Below are 15,737 nucleotides of genomic sequence, written 5' to 3'. Positions count from 1 at the left end.
CGACAGCGCCTACTTTCGGGGCATTACATTCGACGATGTTCGTCAGGTTAGGGACACGTGATCACGAGTGAGGCACCCGATGGGCGTTGTTGCAGACCTCTGCCCATGCAGGTTTCACTTCGCGAACCCATTCGGTTAGATGGAGCGGATGACCATTTTCCGAAGTCTGCAGGAAACTCGCGCCACGGTGGCCCGGTGCGGGCAATCTAGAAAAACTCATCAAGAACAAGGCGGTGGCCGGTGGGTTTGCATCCGTTCTGGGCGCGGGCTGTCAGGATGAACCGCTCAAAGAACGCCCAATCCTCGTCCGGCATCAGGTCTCGTGCCAAGCTGGTCTCCGTCGCAGATACCCGCCTGAATCACGTTCAGCCCACATTGTGAAACCCTTTTGTTAACACGGCCTAGAATCAAACACCGTCACTGCTCATTCGCGAATCTTGATCCTGAGACCCTAACAAAAAAAGCCTCGTCCGATTGCGGCCGGCACAGATCCACCACCCGTTAGGGGGGCAACATCAACGCCAGATAGCGATATTTAGAAGTGGGGAAATTTAGTTCAGGAAAGAGGTAATCCATGAATATACTTTACATCCAGTTAGCGGGAGTAATCGTTCTGTACATCATTCTCTTTGTTGCAACCGTATCCGTTGTGAACAAAGGGGAACGCAAATGATCTCCGGCCATTACGCAACCGCACTGGTGGCAAAGGCTGAGGCTCCGAAAGGACCGATCTGGCTTTATCTCCTTGTAGCGCAGGGCATCGACTACTTGATGTTGATATTCGTCTTCACAGGTGCAGAACAGGTAGAGCTTGGAGACTCAATCTTGCCGGCTATCGGCAGTGCGACCATAGATATGCGGTACAGTCACGATTTGCTGCCCGTGCTCGGCTGGGCGTTGGCAGCGGGATTTCTGGTTTACATCTTCTTCAGAAACTGGGTGGTGACAGCCTGGTGCTTTGGTTTGGTCATCCTCCATGAGCTTTGTGATCTTGTAACGGGTTATCCCCACAATTTTCACGGGCCGGACACGGCGGAGTTCGGATTACAGCTTTGGGTGGTCGCACCTGTGGCCGGAACCATCGCGGAGGCCGGATTGGGGGTGGCTTGCGTCGCCTGGTTTCTGCACCGCTACAAGGTGTCGTCGTCGGGAAAGTGGACCCTGTTCCTGCTCATGGGAGCAACCCCTTTCCTGCTTCTCCCGTTGGTTTTGCGCTAGGATGAGAAAATGAAAACGTATGAAACTTCAGGGACTTGGAAGCAGATAAACAGATTCCTGCCGGAAGATATCGGGATAACCGCAGACGTGAAACCGGCAGAATCGGAATTTCCCTGGCGCAAGAGTTCCATCCATCTGGAACGGTTTGCGAACCCGGAATCGCCGGTGCGTCTGTTGTTGCATCACGGCGTCGGTACAAACGGACGGTTGCTGTCAATGATTGCCGGGGCCGCCCTTGCCCGTAGGGGATTTGAAGTGACGGCGATCGACATGCCCTTATACGGCATGACGGAAAACAACGAACGGCTGGTCACTTATGAAGACTGGATCGACATCTCCCTGAAATTCATTGACGCGGAATACCAGCGGGACCCCCGGCCGATCGTCCTCTATGGCCTAAGCGCCGGCGGCATGCTGACCTATCATGTGGCAGCTCTGGAACCACGGGTCAGGGGCATCATCGGGATGTGCTTCCTTGACTTGCGGGATTCTGAGGTCGACCAGATCATTTCCAAGTTTCCGCTGCCCGCAATCAGCGAGGCGGTCGGCGGGTTCGTTCTGGGCCTGTTGTCCAAGACACCGCTCAAACGCATGTATCTCCCGCTCCGGTACCTGGTCAAGATGAGCGCCCTGACCAATCCGCCGGAAGCGCAGGCCATACTCATCAAAGACAAGACATCGGGCGGATCCTCGGTGCCGCTGGCCTTCCTGACCAGCACCATGGGGTACAAGGCGGCGGTGCCGCCGGAGAAATTCACAAGCTGCCCGGTACTTCTGACACAGCCTGATGAGGACCATTGGACGCCCTTGACGGCCTCGGCGAAGTTCTTCGACAAACTGGCGTGTGAGAAGCACCTGGTGATGCTGAAAGGCGCCGGACACTATCCGCTGGAAGAAGAAGGCCTGCGGCAGATGCACGACGCCATTGACAAGTTTTTGAAGGCGGTCGCGGAAACAGAAAGCCAGGAAGACCGGCAGGCGGTCTGATCCGCCAGCTCCGATCTGCCGCACATCGCTACCGTTCTGGCCGTGATGTGCGGTAGTCAAAAGCCAGCTCCTGAGTGTGGATCGACCGGCTTGCAAGACATTCTGCCCGCAGAGACCTTCAACTCGCCTCGCTGGCACGTTGGGCAGCATTTCCACTTCACTCCTAGATCAAGGACCCCGCAACATGACCGCTGAACATACCGATACTGCAGATGTCGTTGTCGAGCGCTTGGACGCCGCCCTGCGCCTGACAATGTCGGCGCCGCAAAAAAAGAACGCGATAGGCAGTGGCATGTATCTTAAGATGGTTGAGGCGCTTGATGAAGCTGCGGCGGATGCCTCGATCCGGGCCGTTTGGATCCGAGGTGCGGGTGGCGTGTTTACAAGCGGGAATGACATAGACGATTTTCGCAAACAAGTTGACAGCGACGATTGGCCGGCGGCCCGGTTTATCGACGCGCTTGTCACGTTTCCCAAACCGATTGTCGCACAGGTGGAAGGTCTGGCGATCGGCATCGGAACAACCATGCTCCTGCACTGCGACCTGATTTACGCGTCCAAGGACACGCGGTTCCAACTTCCGTTTGTAAATCTCGGCCTGGTACCTGAAGCCGGTGCATCCTATCTGCTTCCACGGTTGATCGGGCAGGCAAAGGCGGCCGAGTTGATATTGCTGGGCGGTAGTTTCGGTGCCGAAGAGGCGGTCACTCTCGGCCTGGTCAACAACGCTCTGCCTGCAGATGAGGTCGCACGGGCAGCGGAAGCAGCTGTCATGGTTCTCGTCAAACAGCCGCCCAACGCAGTAATCAATTCAAAAGCCCTTCTGAGGGCACCTCTGACCGGAAATCTGAAAGATCGGGTTCGCGAAGAGATCGTGCAATTCGGTGCGGGCATCAAATCCGAAGAGTTTACAGAGGCACTCACCGCATTCATGGAAAGACGAGAACCCACATTTTGAGTTGCGCTGAAATGAGAAGCTGATGTCATTGCCGTCGGCTGAGTCAAGGAACATACGTTGATCTTTCAAAGCAAGAAGCAGAAGCCAATTCGGTTCGAAAGCATTGAATGAACACGAAAGTCACTTTCGCGATGGATGGATCAACCGGCTTTGTTGCACAAATCGCTCTAGGGATTCACCGCATGAATCCAGTATGATAGCTGATAAACCTGAGCATTTTGCCCCCTAAGAAGTACAAGACCAGGAACTGGCCATCGTACAGCGAGCCATTGATACGCCACTGGTTCGAGCACGCTGGCGAGCGCGCTGAAGCAACGCGGATCGCTGTCGATTTGGTTTGATCCGGAGATGACCTGGACGCCGCCGCCAACGGGCAAGCGAGCGCGTCAGCATGATTTCAGCGATACAGCGATCCAGGCCTGCCTGACCCTGAAGGTTCTGTTTGGTTTGCCGCTCCGGCAGACCGCGGGTTTCGTTGAGAGCTTGCTGCGGTTGCCCGGGTTGAACCGGGCGGTGCCGGGTTTCAGCACCCTATGCCGCCGCCAGAGAACGCTGAACGTAAGCCAGCCGTCTCGTGGCAGCCCAGGCCCGCTGAACCTCTTGATTGATAGCACCGGCCTCAAATCTGAGGGGGACGGCGAATGGAACGCACCCTCTCGCACAGGGGCGCAAATCCTTGGGCAAGCATGCGGTTGAGCTGGAGGACGGGGAAAACGCTGCCCTGATCGGTTCCAAATGGTGCGGGCAAATTCAAGCCGTTGCGGGTGATTGCCCGGCTGGGCTTTTGTCGTCAGGTAAGCGAAGATGGCAGCGCGCTGATGGGCAGCCGGGAGATTCTGCTGGTGGTTGAAGCCTGTCTCACGCCGGCGCTGCGGCGCAGCATCTGCTTCGGGAACAAAAGCACCGTCACCGTGCATCACACCGGCTGCGGACCCGCGTGATTTCCCTAGCACGGGGACATTGGAACCTGCACGCAGGAACACAGCGCCGGTATCGCGCCGCACTACCCAGCTGAAAGCATTTGCGTCAGTGACTATGGGTATCGATCTATGGGTGGTTCGTTGGCTTTCTTGGCCGCTGAAAGCCAGGCCTGCCTTGTTCCAGTGTGCTCATGTGCCGTGCTGGGATTGCCAGCATCGCTGGGCCAGCCTCCCAGAAGGCAGTTCATTTGTAATTTCCGGTGAGTTTACGGTTTGTTTTCCTGCACTCGCGTATCGGTCTTTGCGACGCAAACGGCAACCACCGGCAAGGCAGCCGGCATCCGGAGGAATTTGGTTGCTCTTCCTTCACAGTAAAATTGAAAGCCGAACAAGATTATGCCGATACCAGACTGGGTCCTTGACCTTGTAGCTTCCAAAACCGGCACGAATGCCAGCGACAAATTGGATGGAACCACCGGCGACGACACAATCGAAGCCGGTGCAGGCGAGGATACTGTTGCCGGTGAAGAAGGCAGCGACCTGATTGACGCCGGCGATGGCAACGATACCGTTTATGGCGACATGGGCGATGGGTTCGACCAGGGGGTGGACGCCACGCCGCTGGTGCTGGATATCAACAACATCCAGAGCATTTCCCACGACGGCTGGTCAGGATCCACAGGCAATAATGCCGTTTTCAGCGACGTCGCCACCTTGGAGGACGGGACCAAAGTCTGGGGCAGGCTGGTGCTGGTGGAGAAATCCAACCCGGACATGTCAGTTCAATTCGGCTACACAGCCGGCGCGGAAATTCTGCTGGGCGGTGACGATCCGGGTGACCAGGCGACCTTCCGGCTTGAGTTCTTTGATCCGAATACCAATGAGCCGGTATACTTGAATTCCACGGCGACCTTCAATGACGTGGATGACAACAGCGGCTATGGCGATGCCGAGGCTGTCATAATCGACGGCGACAGTTTCACCTCTTTCGGGGTGTCTTCGGACACGTCGCTGGGCACGGCTGTTGACGGCAGCTTGGTCACCGCAACCGGATCCGACTACAACGATTATACCGATCAGGATGCCTGGTTTTCTGCCGGTTTCGAAGATAAATCGTCGATCGAATTCACGCTGCAAACACGCGAAGGCTGGGCGGGATTTACCCTTTCGGGCAGCACGATTGATGACCCGGTCACCACCGCCTTAGAACAAGGGGCCGATACTGTTATGGCCGGTGACGGCAGCGACGTGGTCTATGGCCAGGGGGGGGATGACTCCCTGTTCGGCGAGGCTGGCGATGACAGTTTGGATGGCGGCGACGGCGACGATGTTCTGGATGGCGGCACCGGTGCGGACACTCTGATCGGCGGGGCCGGGGGCGACACGCTCTCTGGCGGCGAAGGCGACGATTACATCGAAGGGGGCGCAGGCAACGACAGCCTGACCACCGGCCTTGGCAACGACACGCTGATCGGCGGCGAAGGCGATGACACGCTGATGAACTCTGCCGGTGATGACAGCCTGGTCGGCGGCGTGGGCAACGACAGCATCGTGGCAACCGACGGCAACGACACGCTGATCGGGGGTGATGGCGCCGACACCATGTACGGCGGCAACGATGACGACCTGCTGGTTGGCGGCAACGATAACGATCTGATGTACGGCGAGTCAGGCCATGACAGCCTGGAGGGCGGCGGCGGCGATGATGTGATGGACGGCGGCCTCGGCAACGACACCCTGATCGGGGGTATCGGCGCCGACACGATCGCCGGTGGCGATGGCGACGACTACATCGAAGGCGGCGACGGCAACGACAGCCTGACCACCGGTCTTGGCAATGACACGCTGATCGGCGGTGCGGGCAATGACACGCTGCGGAACTCTGCCGGTGATGACAGCCTGGTAGGCGGCACCGGTGACGACAGCATCGTCGCAACCGATGGCAATGACACTCTCGAAGGCGGCGACGGCGCCGATACCATGTACGGCGGCAACGACGATGACTTGCTGGTGGGCGGCAGCGGCGACGATCAAATGCACGGCGAGGCTGATGCGGATACGTTCCGGATGTCCGACGGGTTCGGCAATGACACCCTGACCGGCGGCGAGGCGGGAAACGACTACGATACGGTCGACGTCTCGGCGGTCACCACCGGGGTCACGGTCACTTATACCGGCGATGAGGCCGGCACGATCACCGACGGCACTGACACAATCACCTTTTCCGAGATCGAGGCGCTTAAGCTGACGGATCAGGCGGATGTGGTGGATGCTTCGGCTGACAGCGCCGGGGTGTCGATCGACGCTGGAGCAGGCGATGACACGATCACGCTTGGCGCGGGCAATGATTCCATTACAACCGGGGCCGGCTATGACGAACTGATCCTGACCGGGGCGGGCGGCATCGACACTGTCAGCGATTTCAGCATTGCTGACGATGACAGCGACGGTTTCTTCAATGACCAGATTGATGTTTCCGATCTGACCGGCGGTACCGGACCCGACGGGGCTGTCCGCACCAGCGATATCTCGGTGACAGACGATGGATCCGGTAATGCGCTGCTCACGTTTCCGGGGGGTGAAAAACTTGTTCTGCAGGGGGTGGCCCCGTCACAGATCACAACCACCGCCCAGCTCATTTCTGCAGGCATCCCCTGTTTCACGCCGGGTGTGCTTCTTGCCACCAGACGCGGTGCAGTGCCTGCGGGCGGGATCCGGGTGGGCGACATGCTGCAAACCGCCGACAACGGTTTTCAGCCAGTAATCTGGGTCGGCAAGCGCACGCTGAGCCCGGCAGAGCTGGCGCAGCACCCGCATCTAAGACCATATTGTGTCCGACCGGGCGGCCTGCTGTCTCCGGAGCGCCCGATGCTGCTGTCCCCCCAGCACCGTCTGTTAACCGGCCCTAAAGCATTTGGACAAGACACGCAGCTTGGCGAAAGTTTTCTCTCGGCGAAACTGCTGGCAGCAGTTGACGAAAACTGCACACAACAGGCCGGGGCAGCCAATCCGGTCACCTATGTGCACCTCATGACCGAGCGGCATGAGGTGATTTTCGCAGAAGGTATCGCAACGGAGACATTCTGGCCCGGTCCCGAAGCCATCCGCGGGTTGTGCGCTGCAGACCGGCAGGAACTTTTCGGTCTCTTCCCTGAACTGGCTGCGGTTCATTGCTTGGTTGGCGAACACGGGCGCGGGCTGGTCCGCAGGGCTTACGGCGGCCTGGCCCGCCAGGCGCTCAAGCGGCGCAATCTGCAACATTTTCACGCCGCCTGACAGCATCCGGGCCTAGCCGTGAAGTGCCCCGCGTGGCATGCTAGGAACCTGCATTTCCGCTATCGGGTCTGCTCAGTTGATTTCGCTGCTTCAATATTGATCCGCCGCAGGTCCATGCCGAATTCCAGTGTCACGCCAAGCCGAGAATTTGCCGCGCCTGGGCCGGTGTGGCGACCGGGCGGCCGTGCCGGTGGCAGATCTCTGTCACCCTTGCCACCAGTTCGGCGTTGGACGAAGCGAGCCGGTCTTTGCCAAGACGGATGTTGTCCTCCAGTCCTGTCCGCGCGTGGCCGCCATTGGCGACGCACCATTCGTTCAGGGTCAGCTGGTCCCGGCCGATCCCCGCAGCGCACCATTCTGCACCGGGCAACAGGCGGTTTACGGTCTTCACGTAGTAGTCAAAGACATCGCGGTCGGCGGGCATGGCGTTTTTCACCCCCATCACGAATTGAATGTACAATGGCCCCTTCAAACGCCCGTCCGCCTGCATCCGTGCAGCCTGGTGAATGTGGCTGAGGTCAAAGGCCTCGATCTCGGGTTTCACACCGTGGGTGATCATCTCAGCCGCCAGCCAGTCCACCAGATCCGGCGGATTCTGGTAGACGCGGGCGGGGAAGTTGTTCGACCCCACCGAAAGCGATGCCATGTCCGGCCGAAGATGCAGCATGCCGCCCCGTTCCTTGCCCGCACCCGATCGCCCGCCGGTGGAGAACTGGACCACCATTCCGGGGCAGTGCTTTTCCAGCCCTTCCTTGAGACGCGCGAACCTCTCCGGATCCGATGAGGGGGACTCGTCTTCATTGCGCACATGCGCGTGGCAGATGCTGGCCCCGGCCTCAAACGCCGCATGGGTGCTTTCGATCTGTTCTTCGACCGTGACCGGCACTGCCGGGTTGTGCGCCTTGCGCGGCAGGGAGCCGGTGATCGCGACGCAGATGATGCAGGGTTTGCTCATGCCGTCAGCCCTTGGCCAGAACAAAGTCGTGCTCTACCAGATAGAAGGCCTCATCGAATCCGGCCTCCTGCAGCGCTGCCGGATCCTCGATCAGGTCGAATTTGGCCATCAGGCTTTCCTTCACACCAAAGACCGCGTCGGAGTTGATGTAGGGGTCATCCGGGTCGAAGATGTGGGTGGTCAGGCTTTCAAACCCGGCGGCCTCAAGGATGTAGTGGAAATGCGCAGGCCGGTACGGGTGGCGGCCAAGGTCGCGCAGCAGCTTGCCCACCGGGCCATCGTCCGGGATCGGGTAGAATTTCGGCTTAACGGCGCGAAAGCTATAGGTGCCATCGGCACCGGTGCGAAACACGCCGCGCAGGTTGAAATCGGGCTGGATGCCCTTTTGCTGCACATCGTAAAACCCCTCGTCATTGGCCTGCCAGACGTCGATCTTGGCTCCCGCGACCGCGTTGCCATCCGTGTCGAGGATCCGGCCCCTGACCAGCATCGGCTCGCCTTTGCCATCAAGGCAGATGTTCGAACCCATCGGCAGTTCCGGCGCCTCGGCCACGTGGAAGGGGCCAAGCACCGTGCTTTCGGAGGCGCCGGAGGGTTTGCGGTTGTTGATCGCGTCCACCAGCATGGAAACGCCCATGATGTCCGACAGCAGGATGAACTCCTGCCGCCAGTCATCGCAGGTATGGCCGGTTTCCGTCAGGAACATGATGGTCTTGAACCACTCTTCCTGGCTGGGTTCCATTTCCTTAATCGCGGCGTGGATGTGTTTCACCAGGATATTGACGCAGTCGCGCAGCCGCTCGTTTTCGGCCTTGGCGTTGCGGGCGGCAACAACCTCGGCGCTGGTTTCTTCGGTGAAATAACCCTTTTCGTGTTCATCAAGCATATTGTTACTCCGCTGCCATGGAGGCCGCCGCGCCGCGGCCGAATACATGGGAAAGCACCCGGCGCAGTTCGCCCTCGGGATCCGAGGCCATTTCGTCGGCGCGCCAGCAGACGTGATGGTCGGGACGAACCAGAATACAGCCGGAATCAGCAATTTCCGAAGCCCGCGCCCAATCGCCGGTATGGTCCGCGAATTTGCGCCGCGGTCCGATCAGACGCACCGTCAGCGGCAGACCGAACTCCGCCCCCACGGCCTTTGCCGCCTCTTCCCAGGCCTCGCCGCCGATGCCGGTCAGCAGGGTAAAGGCCCCCTTGCCGCACAGATCCAGAGTTGAATGCTTTTCTCCGGTTTCAGGGTCGAAAACCCAGACATGCGGCAGCCGCGCGCCGGGCCAGGTGGTGGGCTGGTAGTGCAGTTCCGCGTCCAGCTCGAATGCCGGTTCCAACTGCCCGTCGGTGACCACGGCATCGGATTTGTAGCGCTGGTTCATTTCCACCCCATGGGCGTCGAACTCATATTTCTTGAAAGCGATTGCGTCGCGGATTGCAGCGCGCTGCTTTTCCGCCTCCGGCGTGGTTTCACAGCGGGCCGCCACGCTCGAGCGGATCTCCTCAAGACCGGTGCCGCCGGTCATGCCGAGGGAGTCAAAGATCGGGCCGAATTCGCTGATGGACTGGTTGGCGCGGGTAACGATCTGCTTGGCAACCGGTGCGCGCTCGGCGGTGTAACTGTCCAGCAGCGCAGGCGCGGCCTGGCCGTTCAGCACCGCGGCCAGTTTCCAGGCGAGGTTGAAACTGTCCTGGATCGAAGTATTGGAGCCAAGCCCGTTCGAGGGCGGGTGCCGGTGTGCCGCATCGCCCATGATGAAGACGCGGCCGTTGTGCATCCGGGGGGCATAGGCGTTGTTCACGGTCCATGTATTGGCCGAGATCAGCTCGATTTCCAGCTCCGGGTCGCCGACCAGCTGCCGCGCGACCTGTGTTGCCATCGCTTCGTCCACAACCGGTGCGGGTTCGTTGATGTCATAGCCCCAGACGATCAGCCATTCGTTCCACGGCCGCACCATGCGCACCAGCCCCATGCCGATGCCGCCGACGTCGGCGCCGGGCCGCATCACCCAGTACAGCACGCTGGGCCGGTGAGCGACGTATTTCGACAGATCCGCGCGGAACAGGATGTTCATCGACCCGCCCACGCCCATCTTGCCTTCGATCGCAAGGTTTTCGTTCTGCGCCACCAGCGAGTTGCCGCCATCAGCACCGACAAGGTACTTTGACCGGACCGTGAATTCGCGGCCAGACAGGCGGTCGCGGCAGGTGGTGGTCACGCCCTCCGCGTCCTGGGTGTGGCTCAGGTATTCGGTGCTCATCCGGGCCTGGGTGCCGCGTTTGCAGGCGGTTGCAAACAGGATCGGCTCCATGAAGGTTTGCGGCAGGTCGTTCATCATCGTCGGGCTGGACAGCAGATGCTCGGCCTTGGACAGGGGATGGTTGCCCCAGCTTTTCATACGGCCGATCTCTTCGCCGGCAAGGCTTTCGCAAAAGACATTCTCGCCCATCAGGTCCTGGTGGGCCGCATGCATATAGGCCTCCGCTTCGACATCCTGCCCCAGATCGCGCAGCACCTCCATTGTGCGCTGGTTGGTGATATGTGCGCGCGGGGTGCTGGCCAGCCAGCCGTAGCGGTTGATCGCCATATTCGCGATGCCGTAACTTGACAGAAGCGCCGCCGTTGCAGAGCCCGCAGGCCCGGTGCCGATGATAAGCACGTCGGTTTCGATCTCAGCCATGGTTATTCCTCCTTGAGTGTGCCGCCGTTCAGACGCCGCTGAACGGGAAAAAGCTGAATGCCGGTCCGGTCGGAGAAAAACCCCCATAGGCCGCGCGGCGCCAGGAGCATGACCGCGATTCCGATAAGACCAAGCGTGAACAGATACCAGCTGCCAAAGTCGGCCAGCAGCGATTGCAATGCGAAGAAGATGAGCACGCCCAGGATCGGGCCCTCGATTGTGCCGATGCCGCCGATCACCACAATGAAAATCACGTAAGCCGTCCAATCGGTGACGCTGAAGGCGGCATCGGGGCTGATGCGGGCTTTCTGCACATAGATCAGCGCCCCGGCCAGCCCGGTGCCAAAGCTGGCCGCCAGGAACACCAGCCATTTGATCCGGCCAGCATCGACGCCGACGGATTTCGCGGCTTCCGGGTTGTCGCGCACGGCCGACAGCGCCAGTCCGCGGCGCGAGCGCAAAAGCGCGTAGATCGCCGCGATCACTACCACTGCCAGCAGCAGCGCCAGCCAGTAGGTCAGGATATCGCGCGCGGCGGCGGTCTTTACATCCAGTGCGGATTTGATCCAGTCGGTCGCCCACATCCCGCGGGTGGCGGTGCGGGGCAGGGAGGTGCCGGTGCCGCCGCCAAGTGTTTTAACCTGTGCAAGGAGCAGCCGCGCGACTTCGGCCATGACCCAGGTGCCAATGGCGAAATAGGCGCCGGCAAGGCGGAAGGCGAAAAAACCCATCGGTACTGCAAGGACCGCTGCCGCCAGCCCGCCCAGCAGGATTGCAGCAATCGGATCGATGCTTGCGATGATGACGCCGCCGAACATCGCATAGGCGCCGATGCCGACAAAGGCCTGCTGGCCGATGCTGACCAACCCGCCGTAGCCTGCAAGCAGGTTCCAAAGCTGCGCCAGCACCAGCATGGTCAGGATGAAAAACAGATCCTGGATCAGCCCGCGCCCGGCAAAGAACGGCAAAACCGCCAGCAGAAGGATCACGCCGCAGGCCAGCAGGCCGAACATATTGGACGCCTTTGTGCGGGTCGTCACGCGAAACGGTGCCGCCGCAGAAAGTGCCGCAGATTGTGCCGGAGAGTGTGTAAGATCAGCCATCAGTCCACCGCCCTTGGAAACAGTCCGCGCGGCTTCACCAGCAGCACGAGGAGGAAGGCCAGGTGCCCGGCCAGGATTTGCCATTCGGGGTTCACAGCGGCGCCCAGCGTCTGTGCGACGCCGATGATGATACCGCCCGCAAGCGTGCCCCACAGGCTGCCGAGGCCGCCGATGATCACAGCCTCAAAAGCATAGATCAGGCGGGCAGGGCCGATTGCCGGATCAAAATTCGCCCGCATCCCAAGGTAGAGCGCCGCCAGCGTCACCACCAGCATGGCAATTGCCGTAGCCGTGGCAAAAATGCGCCCGGGGCGGATGCCCATCAGGCTTGCCGTGACCGCATCATCCGAAGTGGCACGGAAAGCGCGGCCCAGCGCGGTGCGGTAAAACAGCTGATTCAGCCCCAGGATCACCAGAACGGCGGAGGCAAAGGTCAGAAGCGGCAGCACCCCGATGCTGAGATCGCCCAGCTTCACCGAGGCGGTGGCGATCGCACCGCCCGGCAGGCGCTGGCTGTCGGCGCTGAACCCTTCGAGCAGGGCGTTCTGCAGGGCGATCGACAGGCCGAACGTCACCAGCAGCGGCGGCAGGATATCCGTCCCCAGCGTGCGGTTCAGCAGGTGCAATTGCAGCAGCCACCCGGCAGCGAACATCACCGGCGCGGCCATCAGCGCCGCCGCAAACGGCGGCAATCCCAGAAGCGTTACCAGAACAAGGATCAAGTAGGCCGCGCATACAATCAGGTCGCCATGGGCCAGATTCACCAGCCGCATAATCCCGAAAACGAGGCTGAGACCAGCCGCGAACAGCGCATAAAGCCCACCCAGCAGGATGCCCTGCAGAATTGTGTCGATCCAGATCATGCGGCGGCTCCGAAATAGGCTGCGTGGATATCCTCGCGGCGCAGATCTTCGGGCCGCCCTTCAAGGGTGATGCGACCCTCCATCATGCAGCAGACCCGGTCGGCAGCTGCCATTGCCTGGCCAATATCCTGTTCCACCACGATCAGGCTGGCGCCGCTGGCCTGGATTTTCGGCACGGCGGCATAGATGTCCCGGATCACCACCGGCGCCAGGCCGAGGCTGATTTCATCACACAACAGAACCTTGGGGTTCGACATCAGCGCGCGGCCGATGGCCACCATCTGCTGCTGCCCGCCCGAAAGCGCAGTGCCCGGATGGTGCCGCCGCTTTGCAAGGATCGGGAACAAGTCGTAGATCGCTTCCAGGCTCCAGTAGCCTGGGACCTTGCGCCCGTAGGTGCCGATCAGAAGGTTCTCCTCGACCGAGAGAGACGGGAACAGTTTGCGCCCCTCTGGTACCATCGCAAGACCCAGCGGCATGATCTGATCCGCACTCAGGCCCCCTACGGGCCGGCCCGCCAGATGCACCATGCCGGGGGCCGATGGCAGAACACCTGCCAGCGCCCGCATCAGGGTTGTTTTTCCCGCGCCGTTGGCACCGATGATGGCAAGGGTTTCCCCTTCGTCCAGCCGCAAGTCGATGCCGAACAGCGCCTGAAAGTCACCGTAACGGGCGGTTAGGCCGCGTGTTTCCAGAATGGGCATCAGACACCGGCCCCCAGATAGATCTCCCGGACCTCGGCCCGGTTCATGATTTCATCCGGCGCGCCAAGGCCGATCACCTTGCCGAAATTCAGCACCAGCAGCTGCTCCACCACCGAGGTGAGCGCATGCAGAACATGTTCGATCCAGATAATGGTAACACCGCGGGCATGGATTCTGCGGATGGTGTCCACCAGGGACAGGCATTCGCCCTCGGTCAAACCGCCGGCGATTTCGTCAAGCAGCAGCAGCTTGGGATCCGTTGCCAGCGCACGCGCCATCTCCAGCCGCTTGCGCTGCAGCAGTGCGAGGCCGCCAGCCGGTTGGTTGGCCGCCTGCAACAGACCGCATTGGCTTAGAATGCGGGCGCAATCAGCCTGCACATCCCGTTCGGAGGCCTTGCGCCCGTGGGTGGCGGCCACCAGCAGGTTCTCGAACACGGTCATGTTGCCGAAGGGCTGCGGCACCTGGAAGGAGCGGCCGACACCGGCAAGACAGCGCTGCATGGCGGGTACCGCCGTCACGTCGCGCCCGTCAAAGCGGATGGATCCGGCGTCGCTGCGCAGATTGCCGGTGATGAGGTTGAAAAGCGTCGACTTGCCCGCGCCATTGGGCCCGATGATGCCAAGCGCCTGGCCCGCCGGAATCTCCAGGGTGACGTCATCAGCCACTTTCAGCTGGCCAAAGCTTTTCGAAACGTTGAGCAATGAGAGAAGGGTCATGTCAGCAGCTCCACCCGCCCCATCGCGCCGATGCGGCAATACAGGGTTCCTTTCAGCATCATGAAATGGGTTCCATCACGCCGCCCGCCGTCACCTCGGGCGCGGTGGAACTGTCAACGATCACAAGGTCATAGCTGCCGCTTTCTGTCAGCCGCCATTGACCGCCCACCAGTGGTGTCTTGGCCACGTTCGCCTGCGCAAACGGCGGCAGGCCGGTGCCGTCAAAGGCGATGCGTCCGACGATGGAGGCAAGCTCGGTGGCGGCGATTGCTTCGGACACGGAATCTGCATCCCCTGCATCATCCACGCGGGCCATCACATCAGCGGCCATCTCGAACAGCGCATGGGCAAATCCGATCGGCTGGGTCCACTGCCGCCCGGTTGCAGCGGTGAAGCCGTGGGCAAGACCGGCTGCGGACTGGCCCGTCAGTGAGGAGCTGAACGGATGGTTCGGGGACCACCAGACTTCGGAGCTGAGGTTGTGGCCTGCATCCCCCAGGGTCTCGACTGCCTGCGGAAACAGGACCGCCTTGCCGATGGTGGCAGCCTTGGGCGCAAAGCCCTGCTGTTTGGCCTGGGTCCAGAATGTGGTGAAATCAGGCGGGACCGGCACGCCTGTCACGATCTCCGCTTCGGCCTGTTTGAAGGCGTTGATCTGGGCGGAGAAGTCATCCGTCAGGTTCTGGTAGCGCCCAGGGTCGGTCAGCCTGTAGCCGCTCTGCTCCAGTGCCGGCGGGAAGCCCAGCACCGGGTCGCCCCAGGCATTGCCGTCGCCATCGTTCGGGTAAAGCGCACCGACGGATTTGTTGGTGTCCAGCTGGCTCCACATGGCATTGAAGACCGCGATGATGTCCTCCAGCCCCCAGAAGAAGTGATAGGCATAGTGAAACCGCTCCCACGACCCCGGATCGCCGGAGTCGCCCTGTTGACCGGCGAACCACGGCTGCCAGGGGGCAACGGTGGAGATGCAGGGAATTTCCTCAGCCTCGCAGGTTGTGGCAACCGGGTTGGTTGTTTCCGGCGTAGAGGCGACAAGCATCAGGTCGATGCCGTCATCCACGATCAGCTCGCGCGCCACATCCGCCGCGCGGTTCGGGTTCGATTGGCTGTCTTTGACGATGACCTCAAAATTCCGGCCCGCGTCGGTTGCGGCAAAGCCGTCCAGGATGAACCGGTCCGCCTCGGAAAAGGCCGCGAGCGGGCCGGATTGCGGACTGATGTAGCCCAGTTTGATTTTTACGCCCCGGGCCAAGGCGGGCGCGGCAAGTCTGCTTGTGCTCAGCAGCCCGGCAGCGGTGCCTGTTTTCAGCAATGTTCGGCGGTTGATCATGGGGTCTCCTCCCTGATGACAGCTCATGG

Annotated in this window: 13 protein-coding genes and 2 pseudogenes; 6 read left to right on the top strand and 9 right to left on the bottom strand. The window is 60.8% G+C overall.

Translation table 11 applies throughout. The features are described 5' to 3' along the window. Positions 1–146: 146 nt before the first annotated feature. Positions 147–314: pseudogene (locus ETW24_RS24920) on the bottom strand (transposase); the annotation flags it as partial. Positions 315–669: 355 nt separating this feature from the next. Between ETW24_RS24920 and ETW24_RS16025 the strand changes: the two are divergent. From ETW24_RS16025 to ETW24_RS16000, 6 genes and pseudogenes are all read left to right on the top strand, one after another. Continuing rightward, positions 670–1,218: a hypothetical protein gene (locus ETW24_RS16025; protein WP_129371974.1), complete on the top strand. Its 549-nt coding sequence runs from the start codon at positions 670–672 to the stop codon at positions 1,216–1,218. Between the two features lie 87 nt (positions 1,219–1,305). Further along, entirely contained in the window at positions 1,306–2,205 is a 900-nt protein-coding gene (locus ETW24_RS16020; protein ID WP_164982757.1) for an alpha/beta hydrolase, read from the top strand. Positions 2,206–2,389: 184 nt separating this feature from the next. Next, positions 2,390–3,163, top strand: a complete 774-nt coding sequence (locus tag ETW24_RS16015; RefSeq protein ID WP_129371972.1) for an enoyl-CoA hydratase-related protein — start codon at positions 2,390–2,392, stop codon at positions 3,161–3,163. 209 nt (positions 3,164–3,372) lie between these two features. Beyond that, positions 3,373–3,835: pseudogene (locus tag ETW24_RS16010) on the top strand (transposase); the annotation flags it as partial. An 86-nt stretch (positions 3,836–3,921) separates the two neighbouring features. Beyond that, complete coding sequence (locus ETW24_RS16005; RefSeq protein WP_129371971.1) at positions 3,922–4,104, top strand: hypothetical protein; 183 nt, start codon at positions 3,922–3,924, stop codon at positions 4,102–4,104. A 375-nt stretch (positions 4,105–4,479) separates the two neighbouring features. Further along, on the top strand, positions 4,480–7,359 hold the full coding sequence (locus ETW24_RS16000; protein ID WP_129371970.1) for a Hint domain-containing protein: 2,880 nt from the start codon (positions 4,480–4,482) through the stop codon (positions 7,357–7,359). Between the two features lie 130 nt (positions 7,360–7,489). On the opposite strand, the gene ETW24_RS15995 is transcribed toward ETW24_RS16000, so the two are convergent. From ETW24_RS15995 to ETW24_RS15960, 8 genes are read right to left on the bottom strand one after another with little or no spacing between them, the layout of a single operon-like run. Beyond that, positions 7,490–8,314: a 3-keto-5-aminohexanoate cleavage protein gene (locus ETW24_RS15995; RefSeq protein ID WP_129371969.1), complete on the bottom strand. Its 825-nt coding sequence runs from the start codon at positions 8,312–8,314 to the stop codon at positions 7,490–7,492. Between the two features lie 4 nt (positions 8,315–8,318). Next, entirely contained in the window at positions 8,319–9,200 is an 882-nt protein-coding gene (locus ETW24_RS15990) for an intradiol ring-cleavage dioxygenase (protein ID WP_129371968.1), read from the bottom strand. 4 nt (positions 9,201–9,204) lie between these two features. Further along, positions 9,205–10,989 carry an FAD-dependent oxidoreductase gene (locus ETW24_RS15985; RefSeq protein WP_129371967.1) on the bottom strand — a complete coding sequence of 595 codons (1,785 nt, stop codon included), beginning with the start codon at positions 10,987–10,989 and terminating at the stop codon, positions 9,205–9,207. 2 nt (positions 10,990–10,991) lie between these two features. Next, positions 10,992–12,092, bottom strand: a complete 1,101-nt coding sequence (locus ETW24_RS15980; protein WP_129371966.1) for a branched-chain amino acid ABC transporter permease — start codon at positions 12,090–12,092, stop codon at positions 10,992–10,994. After that, positions 12,092–12,955: a branched-chain amino acid ABC transporter permease gene (locus ETW24_RS15975; protein WP_129371965.1), complete on the bottom strand. Its 864-nt coding sequence runs from the start codon at positions 12,953–12,955 to the stop codon at positions 12,092–12,094. The genes ETW24_RS15980 and ETW24_RS15975 overlap by 1 nt, the downstream gene beginning before the upstream one ends. Continuing rightward, complete coding sequence (locus ETW24_RS15970; protein WP_129371964.1) at positions 12,952–13,659, bottom strand: ABC transporter ATP-binding protein; 708 nt, start codon at positions 13,657–13,659, stop codon at positions 12,952–12,954. Before ETW24_RS15970 ends, ETW24_RS15975 begins: the two co-directional genes overlap by 4 nt. Beyond that, the gene (locus ETW24_RS15965) at positions 13,659–14,378 is read right to left on the bottom strand and encodes an ABC transporter ATP-binding protein (protein ID WP_129371963.1); all 720 of its coding nucleotides are present in this window, start codon (positions 14,376–14,378) and stop codon (positions 13,659–13,661) included. Before ETW24_RS15965 ends, ETW24_RS15970 begins: the two co-directional genes overlap by 1 nt. Positions 14,379–14,436: 58 nt before the next feature. Continuing rightward, positions 14,437–15,708 carry an ABC transporter substrate-binding protein gene (locus ETW24_RS15960; protein WP_129371962.1) on the bottom strand — a complete coding sequence of 424 codons (1,272 nt, stop codon included), beginning with the start codon at positions 15,706–15,708 and terminating at the stop codon, positions 14,437–14,439. Between the last annotated feature and the right edge of the window lie 29 nt (positions 15,709–15,737).

Source organism: Leisingera sp. NJS204 (genome assembly GCF_004123675.1).
Classification (GTDB): domain Bacteria; phylum Pseudomonadota; class Alphaproteobacteria; order Rhodobacterales; family Rhodobacteraceae; genus Leisingera.
This window is presented reverse-complemented; position numbering and strand designations above follow the sequence as displayed.

Coding starts and splice junctions, on each gene's coding strand:
- ETW24_RS16025 (WP_129371974.1), top strand. CDS start 670: ATGATCTCCGGCCATTACGCAACCGCACTGGTGGCAAAGGCTGAGGCT.
- ETW24_RS16015 (WP_129371972.1), top strand. CDS start 2,390: ATGACCGCTGAACATACCGATACTGCAGATGTCGTTGTCGAGCGCTTG.
- ETW24_RS16000 (WP_129371970.1), top strand. CDS start 4,480: ATGCCGATACCAGACTGGGTCCTTGACCTTGTAGCTTCCAAAACCGGC.
- ETW24_RS15995 (WP_129371969.1), bottom strand. CDS start 8,314: ATGAGCAAACCCTGCATCATCTGCGTCGCGATCACCGGCTCCCTGCCG.
- ETW24_RS15990 (WP_129371968.1), bottom strand. CDS start 9,200: ATGCTTGATGAACACGAAAAGGGTTATTTCACCGAAGAAACCAGCGCC.
- ETW24_RS15985 (WP_129371967.1), bottom strand. CDS start 10,989: ATGGCTGAGATCGAAACCGACGTGCTTATCATCGGCACCGGGCCTGCG.
- ETW24_RS15980 (WP_129371966.1), bottom strand. CDS start 12,092: ATGGCTGATCTTACACACTCTCCGGCACAATCTGCGGCACTTTCTGCG.
- ETW24_RS15975 (WP_129371965.1), bottom strand. CDS start 12,955: ATGATCTGGATCGACACAATTCTGCAGGGCATCCTGCTGGGTGGGCTT.
- ETW24_RS15970 (WP_129371964.1), bottom strand. CDS start 13,659: ATGCCCATTCTGGAAACACGCGGCCTAACCGCCCGTTACGGTGACTTT.
- ETW24_RS15965 (WP_129371963.1), bottom strand. CDS start 14,378: ATGACCCTTCTCTCATTGCTCAACGTTTCGAAAAGCTTTGGCCAGCTG.
- ETW24_RS15960 (WP_129371962.1), bottom strand. CDS start 15,708: ATGATCAACCGCCGAACATTGCTGAAAACAGGCACCGCTGCCGGGCTG.